General features: G+C 45.2%; 16 protein-coding genes. 11 read left to right on the top strand and 5 right to left on the bottom strand.

What is annotated here, in order from left to right; all coding sequences use genetic code 11:
• Positions 1–166: 166 nt before the first annotated feature.
• Together AB4583_RS00285 and AB4583_RS00280 are read left to right on the top strand one after the other, a co-directional pair.
• Positions 167–715, top strand: a complete 549-nt coding sequence (locus tag AB4583_RS00285; protein WP_017060953.1) for a YcbK family protein — start codon at positions 167–169, stop codon at positions 713–715.
• A 205-nt stretch (positions 716–920) separates the two neighbouring features.
• Positions 921–1,574: an MBL fold metallo-hydrolase gene (locus AB4583_RS00280; RefSeq protein WP_017060954.1), complete on the top strand. Its 654-nt coding sequence runs from the start codon at positions 921–923 to the stop codon at positions 1,572–1,574.
• A 111-nt stretch (positions 1,575–1,685) separates the two neighbouring features.
• Here AB4583_RS00280 and AB4583_RS00275 read toward each other — a convergent pair whose 3' ends face one another.
• Positions 1,686–2,486, bottom strand: coding sequence for a DUF2982 domain-containing protein (locus AB4583_RS00275; protein WP_017060955.1), 801 nt, complete (start codon positions 2,484–2,486; stop codon positions 1,686–1,688).
• 220 nt (positions 2,487–2,706) lie between these two features.
• On the opposite strand from AB4583_RS00275, the gene AB4583_RS00270 reads away from it, so the two are divergent.
• The 9 genes from AB4583_RS00270 (at position 2,707) to AB4583_RS00230 (ending at position 14,677) form a co-directional block, all read left to right on the top strand.
• Positions 2,707–3,099 carry a hypothetical protein gene (locus AB4583_RS00270; RefSeq protein ID WP_017060956.1) on the top strand — a complete coding sequence of 131 codons (393 nt, stop codon included), beginning with the start codon at positions 2,707–2,709 and terminating at the stop codon, positions 3,097–3,099.
• A 553-nt stretch (positions 3,100–3,652) separates the two neighbouring features.
• A complete protein-coding gene (locus AB4583_RS00265; protein ID WP_017060957.1) occupies positions 3,653–4,747 on the top strand; it encodes a TRAP transporter substrate-binding protein in 1,095 nt (364 codons plus the stop codon).
• 197 nt (positions 4,748–4,944) lie between these two features.
• Positions 4,945–5,490 carry a TRAP transporter small permease subunit gene (locus AB4583_RS00260; protein ID WP_052879091.1) on the top strand — a complete coding sequence of 182 codons (546 nt, stop codon included), beginning with the start codon at positions 4,945–4,947 and terminating at the stop codon, positions 5,488–5,490.
• Positions 5,491–5,499: 9 nt separating this feature from the next.
• Complete coding sequence (locus tag AB4583_RS00255; protein ID WP_029235146.1) at positions 5,500–6,783, top strand: TRAP transporter large permease subunit; 1,284 nt, start codon at positions 5,500–5,502, stop codon at positions 6,781–6,783.
• A gap of 104 nt (positions 6,784–6,887) precedes the next feature.
• Complete coding sequence (locus AB4583_RS00250) at positions 6,888–8,243, top strand: cache domain-containing protein (RefSeq protein ID WP_371724622.1); 1,356 nt, start codon at positions 6,888–6,890, stop codon at positions 8,241–8,243.
• Positions 8,236–8,874 (top strand): response regulator transcription factor, encoded by a 639-nt coding sequence (locus AB4583_RS00245; RefSeq protein WP_017060961.1) that lies wholly within the window; start codon positions 8,236–8,238, stop codon positions 8,872–8,874. Before AB4583_RS00250 ends, AB4583_RS00245 begins: the two co-directional genes overlap by 8 nt.
• A gap of 169 nt (positions 8,875–9,043) precedes the next feature.
• The gene (locus AB4583_RS00240; RefSeq protein WP_372116008.1) at positions 9,044–10,642 is read left to right on the top strand and encodes a BCCT family transporter; all 1,599 of its coding nucleotides are present in this window, start codon (positions 9,044–9,046) and stop codon (positions 10,640–10,642) included.
• Between the two features lie 256 nt (positions 10,643–10,898).
• Positions 10,899–12,470, top strand: a complete 1,572-nt coding sequence (locus tag AB4583_RS00235) for a BCCT family transporter (RefSeq protein ID WP_017060963.1) — start codon at positions 10,899–10,901, stop codon at positions 12,468–12,470.
• Between the two features lie 323 nt (positions 12,471–12,793).
• Positions 12,794–14,677: a methyl-accepting chemotaxis protein gene (locus tag AB4583_RS00230; protein WP_017070254.1), complete on the top strand. Its 1,884-nt coding sequence runs from the start codon at positions 12,794–12,796 to the stop codon at positions 14,675–14,677.
• Positions 14,678–14,748: 71 nt separating this feature from the next.
• On the opposite strand, the gene azu is transcribed toward AB4583_RS00230, so the two are convergent.
• The 4 genes from azu to trxB all read right to left on the bottom strand — a co-directional run bounded on the left by azu (position 14,749) and on the right by trxB (position 20,095).
• Positions 14,749–15,201, bottom strand: a complete 453-nt coding sequence (gene azu / locus AB4583_RS00225; protein ID WP_017063577.1) for an azurin — start codon at positions 15,199–15,201, stop codon at positions 14,749–14,751.
• A 274-nt stretch (positions 15,202–15,475) separates the two neighbouring features.
• On the bottom strand, positions 15,476–17,197 hold the full coding sequence (gene cydC / locus AB4583_RS00220; RefSeq protein ID WP_372110795.1) for a heme ABC transporter ATP-binding protein/permease CydC: 1,722 nt from the start codon (positions 17,195–17,197) through the stop codon (positions 15,476–15,478).
• Positions 17,190–18,974 carry a heme ABC transporter permease/ATP-binding protein CydD gene (cydD, locus tag AB4583_RS00215; RefSeq protein WP_372116007.1) on the bottom strand — a complete coding sequence of 595 codons (1,785 nt, stop codon included), beginning with the start codon at positions 18,972–18,974 and terminating at the stop codon, positions 17,190–17,192. Before cydD ends, cydC begins: the two co-directional genes overlap by 8 nt.
• A gap of 161 nt (positions 18,975–19,135) precedes the next feature.
• Complete coding sequence (gene trxB / locus AB4583_RS00210; protein WP_050052961.1) at positions 19,136–20,095, bottom strand: thioredoxin-disulfide reductase; 960 nt, start codon at positions 20,093–20,095, stop codon at positions 19,136–19,138.
• Positions 20,096–20,200: the final 105 nt, after the last annotated feature.

The raw sequence follows: 20,200 nt of genomic DNA, 5'->3' as shown, positions 1-20,200 counted from the left end.
GAAAAATGACAACCAAGCTTCTATTGATAAAATTATAATGAGTATCAATAACTAACCGTGCAAAGGTTACAAATACTAACGTTTTGCACGGTTTTTGTACGTTGACGCAGCAAATTCCATTATGTATCGTGCATTTTTCGTTCGATCTAATTGGTTTTTTTGCTGTATGTCTCAAAGTTTATTTTCACGCCGTCAGTTTCTGACTTACGCTGGTGGTACTGCTGTAGTCGCCTCTCTTACTCCTTCTATCGCTTTCGCTTCATACCCGGATCAACCAAGAACGATTAGCATGAACAATCTTCACACTGGTGAACGATTAGAGACTTGTTATTTCGATGGCACTAACTATGTTGGTGACGAGATGGCACGCCTTAGCAAACTGTGCCGTGACTTCCGCCGCAATGAGATTCATCCAATGGATAAGAACCTGTTTGATCAGATTACTCAGATTCAAAATGTACTGGGTATTCAAAAAGAAGTTCAAATCATCTCTGGCTACCGCTCTCCAGCAACCAACGAAGCGTTGCGCTCTAAGTCGAGTGGTGTCGCTAAAAAGAGCTATCACATGCTTGGTAAAGCGATCGATTTTCGTATCGATGGTGTTGATTTAAAGGAACTGAGAGACGTAGCTAAAAGTCTGCAAGCAGGTGGTGTTGGTTATTACGCTCGTAGTAACTTCATCCACATTGATACTGGTCCAGTTCGCAGCTGGTAGAGCTAAGCTGAGTTATTGAGTGATACGGTAGGCACTTGTCAAAGTAGACATCCAATGTCATAGTTTGCCCAAATTTCAGTTTGTTCTAATAATTCGGTTTATTGCTGCTCAGTTTGTTGCTGTTTAGTTTGTTATTGTTGGGTTTGTTGCCAATAACATAGCGATATTCGAGTTGTTCACCAGATTCGCTCTTTAAGGTTTGTATATGTCTCTTAAGTATCAAGTTGTACCTGTTACCTCTTTTTCTCAGAACTGCTCGATTGTGTGGTGTGATGAAACCATGGAAGGCATCGTTGTCGATCCGGGCGGTGATGTTCAACAACTCGCGGCTATCATTGAAGAACTCGGTGTTAAGGTTGTGAACTTGGTACTGACGCACGGTCACTTAGATCATGTTGGCGGTACGGTACCACTTGCTGAGATCTTGAAGGTTGAAATTGTGGGCCCGCATAAGGCAGACAACTTCTGGCTACAAGGTCTAGAGAATCAAAGTCAGATGTTTGGTTTCCCACTGTGTAAAGCTTTTGAACCAAACACTTGGTTAGAAGAGGGCGACAAAGTCACTTTTGGTAATCAAGTGATTGATGTGATTCACACGCCGGGCCACACGCCAGGTCACGTTGTACTGTTCAGTGAGCAAGCTCGTTTAGCGTTTGTGGGTGATGTGTTGTTTAACGGCGCAATTGGCCGTACTGACTTCCCACAAGGTGACTTCAATACGCTTATCGCTTCAATCAAGACTAAGCTTTGGCCACTAGGCAGTGACGTAACATTCGTTCCGGGCCATGGTCCTGAATCGACATTCGGTCGCGAGCGTGCATCAAACCCGTTCGTCGCAGATGAAATGCCTCTGTACTAATTAAATCTTTGATTTTCCAACCGATTATTTGTGTCGATTGATTGAAAATGAAGCTTAGCTTTTGTCCTGAAAGCTAAGCTTTTTTATTGTGTGTGAACTTACTGGTAAACCTTAATCAGAAAGACGTTCAGCGGCAGCCAAGTAGCGTCGAGCCAGCCCCACAAACTCTTCTCCACTCATATTCAAATCATGGGTTGATATGAAAATGTCATAACCGTGGAAGCCCCTTTGATATTTCATTCTGTTGGCAAGCATCGCCTGCAATCCAGAATAGTTTTTAATCACCGCGTTTGGACTGTTTGTCTCATTCGGTGAATCAAGGTTGTCCTGTGATTGGTTATCGTTGAAATTTACGTTGTCGGTATTCTGCGACTCTTTGTATTGGCTTAGTTCGACACAGCCACTTTCAGTACAACGCGCATGGTAATGCGATGAGTCGAGAACCATATCCTCAAAGTTGGACTCTTTGCCTGCTTGTTTGGCTCCTAAGTACAAAAGTGCTCGTTGGCTGAGCAATAATTCACAAGTTATTTTAGGGCAAATCGAATCGAGGTAGGGCGAGTAATCTTTTACTTTAATTCCGACCCAGGGCAGAGGTTGATGCCAACCATCTTGTTCATAAGTGCAAAGACCAATTTTTTGGATGTTACTCCATTTTAAAACCCAACCCCCTTTGTAAAAGTGCTGCTGAAAATGAGTCGGGGTAAGTGTGAACATCACTCGGCTGCGCAGCATCAAATAGTAGCCAGTTCCCAGAAGCGCAATACTGCAAAAAGCACCCACGATCAGTAACTTTGGATTGTCACTGTAGAGCGAAACGATCAAGCAAATGAAGCCTAAAATAATGGCGAGGATACGGTACGAGCGAGTGAATGAAGGCAAAGAGAAATTACTAAGGTGACGAGTGTCCATAGGTAACACCAAGTTTTCATATTTTTGTCTGGATGGATAACCAGTGTATATGACCCTGAATTGATAAGTCGATGTTTAAATAATAGACGCTAGTAGACAATATCGGTATTTTTCGTCGACTTTCGACGCTTCACTCTACAAATAGCTCCTGTTTTTTGGTATAAATCGCGCTTCAAATTTTCACCACTGCGAAAAGAGCAGTGAACTGGAGAAATATTCAATGAGACTTGCTCATAAGCGTAAGGTGCAGGCTAAACTGCAGAAACGCACTAAAGCGGCTGTAGTTAAAGCAGTGGCAACGCCGAAAAAAGCGAAGCCTGTCGCAGAGAAAGTTGTAGCAGAAAAAACTGTAGCAGCAAAACCAGCGGTAGAGAAAGCAGTAGCAGCAACTAAAGAAGTTGCAGTAGCACTGACTCCTAAGCAACAACAAGTTCTAGACATCGTTGTTAGCAATGCTGAAGGCATTAACCCTAAAGGTATCGGCCTAGAAGCTGGTCAAGAAGACGCGAAAGCAGCTTCATGGGCAACAGGCGCATTGAAAAAACTTCTTGAAGAAAACCTAGTAGCGAAAGAGCAGCTAGCAGGTAACAAGGTTATCTACAAAGCTATCTAATCCTGTGGGATTACATTCGCTTCGTTAAGTTTTTAAGCCTCGATTTTCGAGGCTTTTTTGTATCTGGCACATTATGCCAAGTCCGAGCCCAAATCCAAGCCTAAACCTAGGCTCTATAATCTCAATTCCAATTCGATATACGGCTTAACTGATTAGTGTTGTCTCGTGTCAGAGCTTCGAATCAGCAAGCACTAAATTAGGGCGTTAGCTAGGTAGATCAAGAGAGCAAAGCCTTGATTTTTTTCCCTAAAATACAGCAATGAATAGAGCTTCATCACGAAATGGCAATCAATTGTTAAGAGTATTTAATTATTAATACTTAGGTATTTATCAATACGCATTGCCTTGGTGAATATCCAAACTCCTTTGAAATCGACACTATTCAATCATCTCCTACGTAGTTCTACTTAATCCTTTGGTCTAATACGTAACTTTGTTAACGCCATGCGTGCGTGCTCTCCCTGATATCTTGTTGCCTCATCACGGTGCACTCTTATGTTGAATCATAAAAAATGCTCATAGAAAGAGTGTTAACCCAACAAAGGACGTGAACATGAGTCTCATTTCTAACTCCCTCACACGAGTTTTTAAAAACGTTGCAGTAACTGCTGCGGCTTGTTTAGCTTTGGTCGCTACTGGTGCTACAGCCGCTGATAAGGTTTACCGTTTAAAACTTGCGGAAACTTGGGGACCAAACTTCCCAGTTTTCGGTGATGCAACCAAAAACATGGCGGCGATGGCTGAGAAGATGTCGAATGGTCGACTGCAAATCAGAATCGATTCAGCAAACAAACACAAAGCACCTCTTGGCGTTTTTGACATGGTTAAGTCTGGTCAATACGACATGGGTCACTCAGGCTCTTACTACTGGAAAGGTAAAGTTCCAAACACTCTTTACTTCACTTCTATGCCTTTCGGTATGACGCCAGCAGAACAATACGCGTGGTTCTATCACGGTGGTGGTATGGAGTTAATGGAGCAGGTTTACTCTCCACATAACTTGATGTCTTTCCCTGGTGGTAACACGGATATCCAGATGGGGGGTTGGTTTCAAAAAGAGATCAACAGCGTTGAAGATCTACAAGGTCTGAAAATGCGAATCCCGGGCTTTGCAGGCGAGATTCTTGCTGAGCTAGGTGCTAAACCGACGAACATTGCCCCAGGTGAACTTTACACGTCTCTAGAGCGTCGCACGATTGATGCACTAGAGTGGGTAGGTCCATCGCTGGATTTACGAATGGGCTTCCACAAAATCGCGCCTTACTACTACACAGGTTGGCACGAGCCGGGTTCAGAGCTTCAATTCCTAGTGAACAAGCGTACATGGAACAAGCTGCCTGAAGACCTACAAGAAATCTTACGTGTTGCAATGCGTACTGCGGCTTACGACATGTACACACAAGCAACGCACGAAAGTGGTAAGAACTGGGTTTCAATGAAGACAGAATACCCAGATGTACAAGTGAAAGATTTCCCACCAGAGGTTATGTCTGCTCTGAAAGAAGCGAACGATCGCCTACTGGCTGCACATGCTGAGAAAGATGAGCTAGCAAAAGAGATTCAAGCTTCACAAGCAAGCTACCTAGAGCAAGTACGTTCATGGACGGATATTTCACATAGAGCTTATCTAAATAGCCAAGCGAAATAATCGACAGTTGTTGAACTGAATCTAAATGAACCCGAAGCTTTTCTTATTGAGTATTTAAGAGTGAATAAGCCGAGGGTTCATTTAAAACATAATAACTAAGCAGGATAAGTCCTGTATTACGCTCAAGAACCTTTTCTACGTCCTACAGCTCGTTACCTCAGCTGCGCGATGTCTTTTCAAATTCCATGGAGTCGGGAATGCGAAGTCTAATTTATATTGAACGCCTGTTTAATCGTATCGGTGACGCACTGGGATGGCTTTCCAGTATGTTGTTTATTCTACTTATCGCCAACGTTGTGTATGACGTTGTCATGAGATATGCCTTCAACGATGTCTCTATCGCTTTCCAAGAGATGGAGTGGCACCTCTTCTCAGCCGTTTTCCTATTAGGTGTTCCTTATGCCATCAAGGCTGGTGGTCATGTGCGAGTGGATGTGTTCTACGAGCAACTGAGCTTCAAGGCACAAGCGATTATTGACCTGCTCGGCACACTGATCTTTCTGATGCCTTTTTGTTTGCTGGTTGCTTGGTTTGGTATTGATGTGGCCAAAGAGAGCTATAACCTCGGTGAAACCTCAGGTGACCCGGGTGGCTTGCCATATCGCTGGATCATCAAAGCTATGATCCCGCTGTCATTCTTCTTAATGGCACTCAGTGGCGTAGGTTTAATCCTGCATTCGCTAAACAAGATTTTTAATCCGCACCTTATCCATGCAAACAATACTCATACAAAGAATAAGTAGAGGCTGAACATGATTGGAATAGTAATGTTTTTCGTAGCCTTGTTTGCACTTTTACTTGGCTTCCCAGTGGCGTTCACCTTTGGTGGTATCGCGTTAATCTTTGGTGTTTGGGCTGAGGGCATCGAAATGTTTGCCTTCATGCCATATCGAATTCAATCCATTATGGAAAACACGGTTCTGATGGCCGTTCCATTGTTTGTTTTTATGGGGCTCGTTCTACAAAAGACCAAGCTTGCTGAGCAGTTGCTTGAGTCTATGGGGCGACTGTTTGGCGGCGTTCGTGGTGGTATCGCGATTTCAACCGTATTAGTAGGTTCACTACTTGCGGCTTCTACTGGCGTGGTTGGTGCTTCTGTTGTTGCTATGGGACTTATCTCCCTACCTGTAATGCTCAAGTACAATTACGACAAAGGCTTAGCCTGCGGCACTATTTGTGCGTCTGGTACGCTAGGGCAGATCATTCCACCCTCCATCGTATTGATTCTATTGGGTGATGTTCTAGGTGTTCCTGTAGGCGACTTGTTCCAAGCGGCGATTTGGCCGGGCGTGATGCTGGTCGGCGCGTACATCGTTTATATCTTGATATACGCAAAGCTACACCCTGAAGCGGCTCAACCTATTGAACGTGATGACTCCATCAGCCGTAAGCAGGAAGTGTTTAATGCACTGAAAGCGATTCTTCCGCCTCTAGCGTTAATCATTGTTGTACTGGGCTCTATCTTCGCAGGTGTTGCTACGCCAACAGAGTCAGCCGCATTAGGTGGCGCGGGTGCGATGATACTTGCACTGCTTTACGGTCAATTTAGTTGGTCGATGGTGTACGAGGCGTCGAAAGAGACGGTGAAAGTAACGGCGATGGTATTTGCTATCTTGTTGGGTGCAACGGCATTCTCAATGGCGTTTACCTACACTGGTGGCGACTATCTGGTTGAAGAGTGGATGCTACAACTGCCAGGTGAAAAATGGGGCTTCCTGATCATTACCATGCTGGTGATTCTGATTCTGGGTTTCTTCATCGACTTCGTAGAGATCTGTTTCATCATCGTGCCGATCATTGCGCCAGTTGCTGAACTGATGGGCATCAACATGACATGGTTCGCTATCCTTATTGCGATGAACCTACAAACTTCCTTCTTAACGCCGCCATTTGGTTTTAGTTTGTTCTATTTAAAAGGCGTAGCACCTAAAGGCGTGACGACTAAGGACATCTACCGAGGTGTGATGCCGTTCATTCTGATTCAAATCCTCGTACTTGGATCACTTCTCGCTTTCCCATCTTTCTATGGAATGTGAGTGAAGCCAAGAATGTGAATGATATGTTTCAACGGCTATCTATAAATTGCTAAAGTAAAACGGCTTATTGATGTTCAGTAAGCCGTTTTTTGTGAGGGAAAGGAATGCCTCTAAAAGCCAAGCTGATTTTGCTGACGTTGCTCCCGTTGCTGCTGGTAACGGCGAGTATTAGTTGGATCTCGCTGCACCAGACTAAGACGTTAGGCGCTAAAGAAGTCGAGATCTTTAGAGACAGCCTAATCAAGTCGCGTGAAAACGCCCTCAAAGACACGGTTGATCTCGCGTTCGACGCCATAGAACACGTCTATAACGATCCAAATATCCAAGAAGCCCAAGCCAAAAAAAAAGTTCGAACCATATTGTCTAAACTTAGATATGGCTCTGACGGGTACTTCTTCGCATACGATCGCCTCGGGACCAACTTGGTTCATCCAATTCAGCCAGAATTGATAGGCCAAAACCTACTCCAACTGCAAGATGAAGATGGCGATTTTCTGATAGAGGCTCTGTTAAGAGAAGCGCAAACCGGAGGCGGGTTTCACCAGTATTTGTGGCAAAAGCCTTCGACGGGTGAGGTGGTGTCTAAGCTGAGCTACGCCGCTTGGTTAGAGCGTTGGGACTGGATGATTGGCACCGGCTTGTATATTGAAGACGTACACCAAGAAGTGGCTTCGATGCAGGCTGCGATTAACAACAATATTGAAACCACGTTCTTTTCGATTGTGGTGATTTTGAGCGTAACGGTCGCGGTCATCATCGTGCTGACCTTGGCTATTAACATGCATGAACATCGGATTGCTGATAACAACCTAAAGGAACTGGCGCATAAGACGGTGATGTTCCAAGAAGACGAGAAGAAGCATCTAGCGCGTGAGTTGCATGATGGTATTAACCAATTATTAGTGTCGAGTCGTTGCCATTTGGAACTGCTCGGTAATAAGCTACAAAATGAAGACCTTAAAGCACATTTGAATAAGTCGCAGCATTCACTGATGCGAGCGATCGAAGAAGTGAGGCACATCTCGCATCAACTTCGTCCAAGTTCATTGGATGACATAGGCTTAGAAGCGGCATTGTCTTCATTACTGTTAGATTTTCAGGCGCATTCGGGTATTGAAGTAGAAACCTTGTTTAGCACTCAACAGGGTAAGTTGAAATCTGAGGCTGCGACAACCTTGTATCGAGTGGTGCAAGAGTCGCTGAATAATATCGAGAAACACGCGCAAGCGACCAAAGTAACGGTTATCGCTCAGCAAATTGGTAATGTGTTGCAACTACTGATTCAAGATAACGGTGTCGGTTTCAACACCTATAAAGCGATGGAAAAACGAGGGATCGGGCTGCGTAACATGAGAGAGCGAGTGGAGTTCATCGGTGGTGACTTTGAATTGATGAGTGAGATTGGCCTCGGAACGGAAATTACAGTGTTACTGACACTAGAGGGATTAATGAATGAGTGAAGTTATTCGAGTTGTGATTGCTGATGATCACCAAGTGGTACTGGATGGCTTTATGGCGAGATTGGAACTCGAGCCAGATATTAGCGTGATAGGTACGGCCAGCAATGGACTAGAAGCGGTAGAGGTCGTTAAGTCTCTGCGCCCTGATGTGGTGTTGATGGATATCAGCATGCCTATCATGAATGGCATTGATGCCACCCATCTGATTAAAGAAGAAGACCCAGAAGCCAAGGTCCTGATGCTGACCATGCATAACAACCGTGAATACATCATGAAGGTGATGCAGTCGGGTGCTGTCGGTTACATGTTAAAAGAGATTTCGGCTGAAAAAATGGTACAGGCAATCAAAACGGTCAATCAAGGATCGACCTATTTCTGTGAAAAAGTCACGCAGAATTTGTTTACTCAGCCGATTACTCCCACGCCATCTGTCAAGAATCCATTGAGCAGACGTGAAGAGGCTGTGCTGAAATTAGTCGCAAAAGGGGAGAGCAGTAAAGAGGTCGCAAAGGCGCTGAATATCAGCTATCGAACGGTAGAAACCCATAGGCAAAATATTAAGCATAAGCTCGATATTCACTCTACGGCAGAGCTTGCTAAATATGCGGTCAGCTCCGGGCTTGTGGACTGATCTTACGCTAAATAACGTTAAATGTGTAATTTAATTACTAAATGTGTAATTTACGCCTCCTTTATGGAGGTTTTTTTAGTATTTTTGCGACAGGTTGATATTCTTCTTTTCGAAATTTAAGCGCCGAATGTAATGTTGCAAACTGTGCGCTGCAAATTAGAGAGGAAGCATGGAGCCTGTAAAAGATAGGTATAGTATTGAAAATACCGATTATACAGTAGGACAAGATAACGTTCAGAAATGGGGTTTTGATGTTCATAACCCAGTATTTGGAATCAGTGCAGGGGCGATCATTATCTTCCTGTTGGCACTTCTAGTCGCAGACCCTGAAACCGCAAAAGCGGCGCTTGATGGAATCAAATGGAAAGTCATTGGTAACTTCGATGGTTTCTTCATGTGGGCAGCAAACATCTTCGTAATTTTCTGTTTTGCCCTCATTGTCTCCCCGTATGGCAAGATACGTATTGGTGGCAATGATGCCAAAGCAGAGCACTCAAACCTATCTTGGATGTCGATGTTATTCGCCGCAGGAATGGGTATTGGCTTAATGTTCTGGGGTGTTGCTGAGCCAGTAGCTTATTTCACTGGCTGGTATGAAACACCACTAGGTGTTGAAGCTTACTCTCCTGAAGCGGCGAAGTTGGCTCTTGGTGCAACCATCTACAACTGGGGTCTGCACGGTTGGGCGATTTACGCGGTTGTTGCTCTAGCGCTTGCCTTCTTCACCTTCAATAAAGGTTTACCTCTATCAATCCGCTCTATTTTCTACCCTATCTTGGGTGATAGAACTTGGGGTTGGTTTGGTCATATTGTTGATATCGTCGCTGTGCTTGCAACGCTATTTGGCCTTGCAACTTCATTGGGCTTAGGTGCTCAACAAGCGACCAGTGGTATTAACCATGTATTTGGTACCGATGGCGGTATTGGCATGCAGCTGATTGTTATCGCAGTGGTTACTTTCTTAGCGACAATGTCCGTGGTTCGTGGCATCAACGGTGGTGTAAAGCTTCTGAGTAATGTGAACATGCTGGTTGCTTTGGGCTTACTTATCTTCGTTACCATCGCTGGTGGCATGGCGGGTATTAAAGCAATCCCAACCGCGCTAATGGGCTACATTGAAAACTTCATTCCCTTAAGCAATCCTCACGGTCGTGATGACGAAACGTGGATGCAAGGTTGGACGGTATTCTACTGGGCGTGGTGGATGTCTTGGTCACCATTCGTAGGCATGTTCATCGCTCGTATCTCTAAAGGTCGAACGATTCGTGAATTCATCGTTGCTGTATTGTTCATCCCAACGACAGTAATCATCATCTGGATGGCTATTTTCGGTGGCATCGCGATTGATCAAGTGGCGAACAAGGTGGGCGAGATTGGCATGAATGGTCTACAAGATATTACACTTTCGCTGTTCCACACTTATGATGCGCTGCCAATGAGCTCTGTTTTATCTGTGGTGTCGATTGGCTTGATTATGGTGTTCTTTATCACCTCTTCAGACTCGGGTTCACTAGTGATTGATAGTATTACTTCTGGCGGTAAAGTGGATTCACCTGTTCCTCAACGTGTTTTTTGGGCGTTGATGGGCGGTGCGATTGCTGCGGTTCTATTGTGGGTTGGTGGCACAGAATCTATCCAAGCATTGCAAGCCGGTACCGTTTCTATGGCACTTCCATTTGCGTTCATATTATTGCTTATGTGCCTAAGCTTATTGCTAGGTTTACGAACTGAAAATCAATTGGTTAAGCACCAAAATGCTTTGAGTTAAAAGTATTTTTGATAAAAAGGTCGACAGGGTCGACCTTTTTTTCGTCATAAACTTGAGTAATTACGTGAATATTGTTTGAAATTCCATCGAACCGATTCTAGTTTACTGAAAACAACAAGTTAACCTGCTAAACTTCAGACATCCAAGTATTTGAATTAATGTGACAACAGCTTGTGCTACTTGGATTGTAGGTTCGAGTTTGTGATTAGGTCACAGGTAAGTAAGGGATATTAGTAGTATTCCGTAGAGAGGGATAATGACTAAAGGTATAGATAAATACAGTATCGACAGTACCGATTACACTGTTGGTCAGGATAACGTCCAAAAATGGGGTTTCGACGTACATAACCCAGTATTTGGTATTAGTGCGGGACTTATCGCTTTGTTCCTGATCGGTGTTCTTATTACAGATACCGCTTCAGCAAAGGCTGCGCTAGATGGCGTTAAAGGCCAGATTATCAATTCGTTTGATTGGCTTTTCATCTGGTCGGGTAATATTTTCGTAATTTTCTGCTTAGGTTTGATTGTTTCTCCGTACGGCAAAATCCGCCTTGGTGGTGTTGATGCGACGGCAGATTACTCATTCTTCTCTTGGCTATCGATGCTGTTTGCCGCAGGTATGGGTATCGGCTTGATGTTCTGGAGTGTGGCAGAGCCAGCGGCTTACTTCACGGGTTGGTTTGAAACTCCGTTAGGTGTTGAACCAAACACACCAGAAGCTGCAAAACTGGCATTGGGCGCAACCATGTATCACTGGGGTCTACACCCTTGGGCGATTTATGGCGTAGTAGCACTGTCACTTGCGTTTTTCTCTTACAACAAGGGATTGCCTCTTTCTATCCGTTCTATCTTTTACCCAATTTTAGGTGATAGAGCTTGGGGCTGGGCAGGTCACATTGTTGATATTCTTGCTGTACTTGCAACGCTATTTGGTCTGGCGACATCGTTAGGTCTTGGTGCACAACAAGCGGCAAGTGGTATTCAGCATGTATTCGGCATTGAAGCGGGCTTAGGTCTGCAAGTTATTGTGATTACAGCGGTGACTTTATTGGCGGTAGTATCAGTACTTCGTGGTATTGATGGTGGCGTTAAAGTTATCAGTAACATCAACATGTTGGTGGCTTTCCTACTGCTTATCTTAGTGGCTCTAATCGGCTACGCGGTGACTTTAGGTTCTATCCCAACGACATTGATGGCATACATTGAAAACATCATTCCGTTGAGTAACCCTCACGGTCGTGAAGATGAAACGTGGATGCACGGTTGGACTGTATTCTACTGGGCTTGGTGGATCTCATGGTCTCCATTCGTAGGTATGTTTATCGCACGTGTTTCTAAAGGTCGTACCGTTCGTGAGTTCATCACAGCAGTACTGATTGTACCGACTACAGTGACTATCATTTGGATGTCAGTATTCGGTGGCATGGCGATTGACCAAATCGTGAATAACGTTGGTATTCTTGGTCAAGACGGCCTAACGGATGTATCACTAGCAATGTTCCAAATGTTTGATGCACTGCCGTTCGGTACTCTGCTTTCAATCATTGCGGTTGTATTGGTTCTAGTCTTCTTCATTACATCGTCTGACTCAGGCTCTCTAGTAATCGACAGCATCACCGCGGGTGGTAAAGTTGATACGCCTGTGCCTCAACGTGTGTTCTGGGCGTTCCTAGAAGGTGCGATTGCTGTTGCTCTATTGTGGGTTGGTGGTACTGAAGCAGTACAAGCTCTACAAGCGGGTGCAATCTCTACAGCATTGCCATTCACCATCATTCTATTACTGATGTGTGTGAGCTTGCTAATGGGTATGCGTACAGAAAAACGCTAGGCTTTTTAAGCTGAAATCTACTGCAATTTAAACGCAGTAGAACGGTAAATAATATGAAGGCAGAAGAGGAAACTCTTCTGCCTTTTTTGTTTCCTCTTTACCGTGTTTTCTTGTCTCTTTTAAGCATGTGAAGTGCGATAAAAATGTTAATAACCGTAGAGACAATACCGCCTTAAATTTGGCGATAAGCCAAGGATTTGACATTACTTAAGCTTATGGTTTGCTTAAAATTATATTCCAATATTAAATTGTGAAATCGCTCGAATTTAATACTAATATTGGGTAGTATGCGCGAGATTTCCCACCACTCGTGAAACTTTGACATGAAACTAACACTAAAGCAGAAGTTGATAGGCGCTAGCCTATCTGCTGTTGTCGTTATGGCTACAGCGTTGACTTGGTTGTCAGCAAACCAATTATTTGAACAGACTCGTAATGGCGTATACCTACGAGCTGAAAGCGTATCTGAAGCAGCATCTGAAGGTATTAAAAACTGGATTGATATCCGTACTGATATCGCATCAGCATTTAATGACTTTTCACGAGAGGATGATGTTGTTCCTTTCCTTAGACAAGCTCGTGTAGCGGGTGGCTTTGACGATATCTTTTTAGGTACTCCAGAAGGTGGAATGTACCGTTCACATCCTGAACGTAATCGTGCAGATTACGATCCTCGTCAACGTCCTTGGTACCAAGAAGCAAACGCTGCAGGTAAGCAAATCATTACTACGGCTTACCAAGATGCAATCACCAAAGCACTTCTAGTAACGATTGCAGAGCCAGTTCGCCACAACGGCCAACTTGTTGGTGTTGTTGGTGCAGACGTACTGATCGACCAGTTGGTTAACGATGTAATCAGCCTTGATGTTGGTGACAACGCTTACGCAATGCTAATTGATGCCTCTGACGGCACATTCCTAGCACACCCAGATTCAGCACTAAGCTTGAAGCCGGTAAGCCAGCTTTCAAACGATATCTCTATGCCTATCATCGAAAACGCAGTGCGTACGGGTAGCATCGAGATCATCAAAGAGCGCGGCGCAGACAAGCTGCTTTACTTCACGAAGGTGCCTAACACTAACTGGATCTTCGCGGTTCAGATGGACAAAGCAACAGAAGAAGCGAACCACTCAACGCTACTTACTCAGCTGATCATCACTGCTGTCGTTATTACGCTCATCGTAATCGTACTCGTGTCTTGGTTAGTAAGCTTCCTATTCCGCGACCTAAACCGCGTTTCAGCAGCACTTGAAGAAATTGCTTCAGGTGAGGGCGATCTTACTCAACGCCTTGAGCCTAAGAGCGACGACGAAATTGGTCAGCTTGCAGCAAACTTCAACCGCTTTGTGGGTAACATGCACACCATGGTGATCAAGCTAAGCGAAGTATCTGCTGCGCTAGGCAACCAAGCACGTCAAACGGCTTCTCAAGCTGAAGAACGTAGTGCTCGTATCCAAATGCAACAAGACGAGATCAACATGGTAGCAACAGCCGTTAACGAAATGGCTGCAGCAACACAAGAGATCGCAGGTAACGCAGACCACACTGCACAGAACTCATCTGAAGCGGTTGGCGCGTGTGAGCACGGTACTGGTCAAGTGACACAGACTCAAAGCTCTATCCAAAACCTTGCTCAAGAAGTTCAAATCGCAACTAACGTGATTCTCGAGCTTGAAGAGCACGGCAACAGCATCAACGCTATCTTGTCTAACATTCAAGGTATTGCAGAACAAACGAACCTACTTGCACTTAACGCCGCTATTGAAGCAGCACGTGCCGGTGAGCAAGGTCGTGGTTTCGCAGTAGTAGCGGATGAAGTTCGAGTTCTGAGCCAACGTACACACGGTTCAACGCAAGAAATTCAACAAACGATTGAGTTGCTGCAAGGTACAACAGGCAAAGCGGTTAACATCATGAACGATAGCCGTACACTTGCTGAAACCAGTGTTGATGACGCGAACTCAGCGGCTGCAAGCCTAACGCAAATCCATGCTGCTGTTGAACGCATCAGTGACATGGCAACACAGATTGCTTCTGCTGCAGAAGAGCAAGCGTCAGTAACGTCTGAGATTACTCGTAACACTGAAGGAATCCGTGACGTATCTAACGAGCTAGCAGACGAAGCACACCAAGCTGCAGAGCAAGCTGCGCAGCTTTCTGAACTGTCTCACGAGCTAGAAAGCGAAATCAGCCGCTTCAAGCTGTAATCGAAGCCAATATAACAAAGCCCCGACTTAGGTTGGGGCTTTGATGTATCTGTACAATCTAGACTAACGAGTTATTTAAACTCAAACTTGCCCTTCATGATTGCCCAGTGGCCCGGGAATGAACATAGGAAAGAGTAGTCGCCACCGGCTGTCATTTTCTCTGTGCTGAAAGTGATTGAGGTTGACTCGCCACCACCGATAACACGAGTGAAGGCGTAAACGCGGCTGTCGTCAGGTTTTACGTAGTTATTGTCGATACCTGCCGACATACCATCGATGCCTACTGCTTGTAGCGACGCAGTGTCTGTTATAACGACGTTGTGACCCATTGATTGGGCTGGCATAGAACCAGTATGGTTTAGCGTCAGCTTCACTTCTTTACAGCTCGCTGGAACGCTTAATGTGTCAGTTGAAAATTTCATTTGATCACTAGCATCAATCGATACTTCACATTCCGAGCTCGCTTGAGCGGTAAAGCTAGCACCTACAAGCGCTATCGTTGTTGCGATTAATCGTAAAGACATACACTGTTCTCCATTATTTTAGGGGGAGGTTATTCCATGAGGTTGATCGATACGTATTATCCTAGAAAGATGATCATAGTAATGTGCTACGACTTGAATTATGCGCAACTCGTTGCTTTATAAATGGTAATTTTTTGTAGGAAAGGGCAAAACTAATCAGCGCATGAACAACCGTTTAAGGGGGAATGGTTGCTCGATACTAGAATTACAGACAACAAAAAGCCCGAGTATGAACTCGGGCCTTGAATAGTTTTCTTTATAGCTTAAGGGGAAGCTAGATTGCCTGACGAAGTTGGAAATAACGTCCTTCTTCGTTTAACAGCTTCTCGTGAGAGCCGTTTTCAACAATCTCGCCTTGTTCAATCAGAACGATAGAATCCATCGATTCCAGACCAATCAAACGGTGTGTAATGAAGATAACCGTCTTGCCTTCGAAGTGCTTCTCGAACAGCGTCATGATGCTGTGTTCTGTTTGCTTATCTAAGCCTTCTGTTGGCTCATCGAGAAGCAGGATAGGGGCATCATGAAGAATCGCGCGTGCGATACCAATACGGCGCTTCTCACCACCAGACAGTTGACGACCACCGTCACCCAACCAGCTATCAAGCGCGTTATTCTCCAGCAGCTTTTCTAGACCAACATCTTTTAGGATATTCGCTAAGTGATCATCGGTCGCTTCTGGTCTTGCAATCAACAAGTTGTCACGCAAAGTACCATTTAGAATGTCGACACGTTGGCTTACCACACTGATTGATTCACGAAGCTGTGACTCGTTCCATTGTGTCAGCTCAATCCCCGCGATAGAGATATAACCCTTTTTCGGGTCCCAGTAGCGAGTTAGAAGCTGAATCAGTGTCGATTTACCAGAACCCGTTTGACCCACAATCGCAACCTTGTTGGTAGCAGGGATGGTTAGGTCGACAGCGTTCAGAACACTGCGCTCAGAGTCAGGGTAGTTGAACGTCACGTTTGAGAACGTAATATCCAGTGGCTTGTTGATGTCGAGCTTCTCTTCAGCAAACTGAACTTCAGGCTCAGACAGAATAACTTCGTTCAAGCGACGAGCTGAAGACAAAGTTTGACCTAAATGCTGGAATGCACCTGCAATTGGCATTAATAGCTCGAAGCTTGCCATGGTTGCGAATGCCATTAGCGCGATGAACGGGTCTGGTGCATTACCACCCACGCCGTCAGCCGCAAGCCAAAGCATAAGAACCAGCGTCAAACCGTTGAACAGCATTAGCGCTGCTGAAGCCATACCGGTTAGGTTAGCGTTCACAAACTGATTCGCCATCAGCTTGCGTTGCGTTTCTAGAATTGCATTGCGGTAACGCTCTTCAGCACCAAACAGAGTCAGTTCGCTGTAGCCTTCAATCCAATCTAGCGTGGTGACACGAAGATCCGCTTTGTTTTGTGTCAGCTCACCACCGTTACGTTTACCCAGCTTGTAGAACAAGATTGGCCAAACCAACAGCATGATAAGAAGGATAGAACCTAAGATTAAACCTAGTGAGCTATCGAACCACATTAAGAACAGAGTTAGGAAGAAGATCCCGAACACACCCACCGTCACAGGGCTTACTAAGCGCAAGTACACGTGGTCCATGGCGTCGACATCAGCAACCAAACGGTTGAGAAGGTCAGCGTCACGAAGGTTTGAAATACGACCTGGGATCAGCGGAGCCAGCTTCTTGAAGAAGAAGATACGTAAATCAGTTAACAGTTTGAATGTCGCATTGTGGCTCACAACACGTTCACCCCAACGACCCGCAGTACGGCTCATTGCCAAACCACGTACGCCACCACCCGGTAGCATGTAGTTGAAGGTTTCACGTGCAATCGTCAGGCCAGCAACCGCGGAAGCTGAAATAAACCAACCTGATAGCGTTAACAAGCCGATAGAAGCCGACAGAGTAGCAAAAGCCAATAGCATGCCTAGCGATAGGCCAAACCAATGCTTTTTATAGAGTTTCAGGTAAGGCAGTAAATCACGCATCTAAATTACCCTTATTATCTTGTTGAGCTAAGTTCGCGTTAAGCATCTCTTCGAATAAACCACCCGCAGTCGAAAGCTGAGAGTAATGACCTTGTTCAACCAGACCACCATCGCGCATAACCAGAATGTTATCGACCGATTGAAGTGGAGCGAGTTGGTGCGTCACAAGCAGGGCAGTGCGGCTTTCGATGTTGCTATTGATGCCTTTCATTACCAACTGTTCGCTACGAGTATCTAGGCTGGCAGTGGGTTCATCGAGCAACCAGAACTGACCGTCTTGGATCATTGCGCGAGCCAGAGCCAAACGCTGAGATTGACCCACAGACAGACCGCCAGAGCGATCAGAAATCATGTAATTCAAGCCGTGCTCATTTACGAATTCGTTAGCAAAAGACTGCTCAAGTGCGTTCTCGACAACTTGGTCAGTGATATCGTGCTTACCTAGAGTGACGTTGTCACGAATTGTGCCGTGCAGTAGCAACGGGTTTTGACCAACCCAGCTAATGGTTTTACGCCAAGAGGCTAAGTCTAGGTCACGCAGTTCAATGCCATTGATTTTCAAGCTTCCTTCATAAGGCATGAAACCAAGAATAGCGTTGATCAAACTTGTTTTACCTGCACCACTTGGGCCAACTAACGCAGTCGATTGGCGAGTGTTAAGCGCGAACGAGATAGGACCAACCAGTTGAACACCTTCAGGGCTCAATACTTTCAGATCTTGAGCTTCAATATTGATGCCTTGAGCTGAATCGAGTTGAGTGTTGCCTGATTTAACCTTAGTGATGTCTGTTTCTAGGAACTCGACAATACTTTCGGCTGCGCCAACCGCTTGTTGTTTTGCATGGTAGAAAGTACCTAAGTCACGCAGAGGTTGGTAAAACTCTGGCGCTAAGATAAGGATAAACAAACCTGCAAATAGCGTAATGCCTGCACCGTAGTGGCCGAAGTTCAGCTCACCGATGTAGGTGAAACCAAAGTAAACCGCCGTCATCGCGATAGAAATCGACGTGAAGAACTCAAGTACCGCAGAAGACAAGAAAGCGATTTTTAACACATCCATGGTGCGCGTTCTGAACACTTCAGATGCACCTTTCAATACTTCTGTTTCAGCGTTGGTGCGGTCAAATAGACGAATAGTCGTCATTGACTGCAAACGGTCGTAAAAGTGACCTGAAAGACGCTGCAGCGCTTTGAAGTTTTTACGGTTCGCATCGGCGGCTTTCATACCCACAAGTGCCATGAACATCGGTACCAGTGGAGCCGTAATCAAGAAGATCAGTCCTGCTGCCCAGTTGACTGGGAACACCACAACCAAAATAATGAATGGAATCATTACCGATAAAGACATCTGAGGTAAGTAACGAGAGAAGAAGTCTTGCATGTCTTCTACTTGTTCTAGCAACAGCGTTGCCCACGTACCGGCAGGTTTACCTTTAATGTAAGCAGGGCCTAACTCACGTAATTTATCTAGGATGAGTTGCCTTATGTAGACCCGGATCTGTTCACCACAGCGATAACCTGCGATTTCACGTCCCCATGTACAGCCAGCACGGCCAACGACCGATAATGCCAAGCCTGCGAAATGACCAACCAGTTCAGATTTATCGACATTCTCGATGATCAGCTGGTGAAGAATAGAGGCGAGAAGAGCTGCTTGAGCAATTAAGAACACGCTTGAAAGTACGCCAAGGCTAATCGCAATCATAAGCCAGCGTTTCGCTAACTTACTCTGTTGCTTAAGCCACTTGTTCAAGCTGCGTTGTGTTTTCTTATCCATTATGAAGGCTTAATGATAATTATTATTTGTTGAGGGCGGCTAGTATACAAAAGAAAGCCCAGTGGATATACCACTGGGCTCTAGGGATTTACAACAAAATGTGATGACGCCCTGCATCTACTGAGGTGAGGGCTTCGATATTTAAATCTGCAATCTCAGATTTACTTATCGTTAAGGCCATCTAGGAAGCGTTCAGCATCCAGTGCAGCCATACAACCTGTACCAGCAGAAGTGATTGCTTGGCGGTAGTTGTGGTCCATTACGTCACCCGCAGCGAATACGCCAGGGATGCTTGTCTGTGTCGCGTTACCTTCAAGACCAGACTGAACGATGATGTAGTCATCTTTCATATCAACTTGGCCTTTGAAGATTTCAGTGTTTGGTTGGTGACCGATAGCAATGAATGCGCCCATTACTTCGATGTCTTCCGTTTTATCAGACTGAGTATCTTTAATGCGAACGCCCGTTACGCCCATGTCGTCGCCTAGAACTTCGTCTAGCGTGCGATCAGTGTGAAGAACAATGTTGCCGTTCTCTACTTTGTCCATTAAACGTTTCACTAGGATCTTTTCAGCGCGGAAAGTGTCACGGCGGTGAACTAGGTGAACTTCAGACGCGATGTTAGACAGGTAAAGTGCTTCTTCAACAGCCGTGTTACCACCACCAACAACCGCCACTTTCTGGTTGCGATAGAAGAAACCATCACATGTAGCACAAGCAGAAACGCCACGGCCTTTGAATGCTTCTTCAGACTCTAAACCTAGGTACTTAGCCGATGCGCCCGTTGAGATGATCAACGCATCACAAGTGTACTCGCCAGAATCGCCTTTAAGACGGAAAGGGCGGTTTGAAAGGTCGACTTCGTTAATGTGGTCGAACAGGATCTCTGTTTCAAAGCGCTCTGCGTGCTCTTTCATGCGATCCATTAAAGCTGGACCCGTTAAACCTTCAGCATCACCTGGCCAGTTTTCCACTTCTGTTGTGGTTGTAAGCTGACCACCTTGCTGCATACCGGTAACAAGTACTGGGTTTAGGTTTGCACGAGCAGCGTAAACTGCAGCTGTATAGCCAGCAGGGCCAGAACCAAGAATCAATAAATTACAGTGCTTTACGTCGCTCATGAGGACTCCGAAATTGAATTTGTTTTAATTTATAATCGCTTAGGATTGTATGGAAAATATGGAGGCAATAAAAGGTTAAACAAGGGCAGAAGTGTAATTAATCGT

The organism is Vibrio sp. 10N.222.49.C12 (assembly GCF_041475025.1).
Lineage (GTDB): Bacteria > Pseudomonadota > Gammaproteobacteria > Enterobacterales > Vibrionaceae > Vibrio > Vibrio crassostreae_C.
The sequence above is the reverse complement of the archived record's forward strand: the minus strand, read 5'-3'. Positions and strand labels throughout refer to the sequence as shown.

What these genes read in the sequence shown, in the direction of transcription:
- azu (WP_017063577.1), bottom strand. Translation starts at nt 15,201, where the DNA reads ATGTCTTTACGATTAATCGCAACAACGATAGCGCTTGTAGGTGCTAGC.
- cydD (WP_372116007.1), bottom strand. Translation starts at nt 18,974, where the DNA reads ATGGATAAGAAAACACAACGCAGCTTGAACAAGTGGCTTAAGCAACAG.
- AB4583_RS00235 (WP_017060963.1), top strand. Translation starts at nt 10,899, where the DNA reads ATGACTAAAGGTATAGATAAATACAGTATCGACAGTACCGATTACACT.
- AB4583_RS00255 (WP_029235146.1), top strand. Translation starts at nt 5,500, where the DNA reads ATGATTGGAATAGTAATGTTTTTCGTAGCCTTGTTTGCACTTTTACTT.
- trxB (WP_050052961.1), bottom strand. Translation starts at nt 20,095, where the DNA reads ATGAGCGACGTAAAGCACTGTAATTTATTGATTCTTGGTTCTGGCCCT.
- AB4583_RS00285 (WP_017060953.1), top strand. Translation starts at nt 167, where the DNA reads ATGTCTCAAAGTTTATTTTCACGCCGTCAGTTTCTGACTTACGCTGGT.
- AB4583_RS00275 (WP_017060955.1), bottom strand. Translation starts at nt 2,486, where the DNA reads ATGGACACTCGTCACCTTAGTAATTTCTCTTTGCCTTCATTCACTCGC.
- cydC (WP_372110795.1), bottom strand. Translation starts at nt 17,197, where the DNA reads ATGCGTGATTTACTGCCTTACCTGAAACTCTATAAAAAGCATTGGTTT.
- AB4583_RS00230 (WP_017070254.1), top strand. Translation starts at nt 12,794, where the DNA reads ATGAAACTAACACTAAAGCAGAAGTTGATAGGCGCTAGCCTATCTGCT.
- AB4583_RS00265 (WP_017060957.1), top strand. Translation starts at nt 3,653, where the DNA reads ATGAGTCTCATTTCTAACTCCCTCACACGAGTTTTTAAAAACGTTGCA.
- AB4583_RS00245 (WP_017060961.1), top strand. Translation starts at nt 8,236, where the DNA reads ATGAGTGAAGTTATTCGAGTTGTGATTGCTGATGATCACCAAGTGGTA.
- AB4583_RS00240 (WP_372116008.1), top strand. Translation starts at nt 9,044, where the DNA reads ATGGAGCCTGTAAAAGATAGGTATAGTATTGAAAATACCGATTATACA.
- AB4583_RS00270 (WP_017060956.1), top strand. Translation starts at nt 2,707, where the DNA reads ATGAGACTTGCTCATAAGCGTAAGGTGCAGGCTAAACTGCAGAAACGC.
- AB4583_RS00280 (WP_017060954.1), top strand. Translation starts at nt 921, where the DNA reads ATGTCTCTTAAGTATCAAGTTGTACCTGTTACCTCTTTTTCTCAGAAC.
- AB4583_RS00250 (WP_371724622.1), top strand. Translation starts at nt 6,888, where the DNA reads ATGCCTCTAAAAGCCAAGCTGATTTTGCTGACGTTGCTCCCGTTGCTG.
- AB4583_RS00260 (WP_052879091.1), top strand. Translation starts at nt 4,945, where the DNA reads ATGCGAAGTCTAATTTATATTGAACGCCTGTTTAATCGTATCGGTGAC.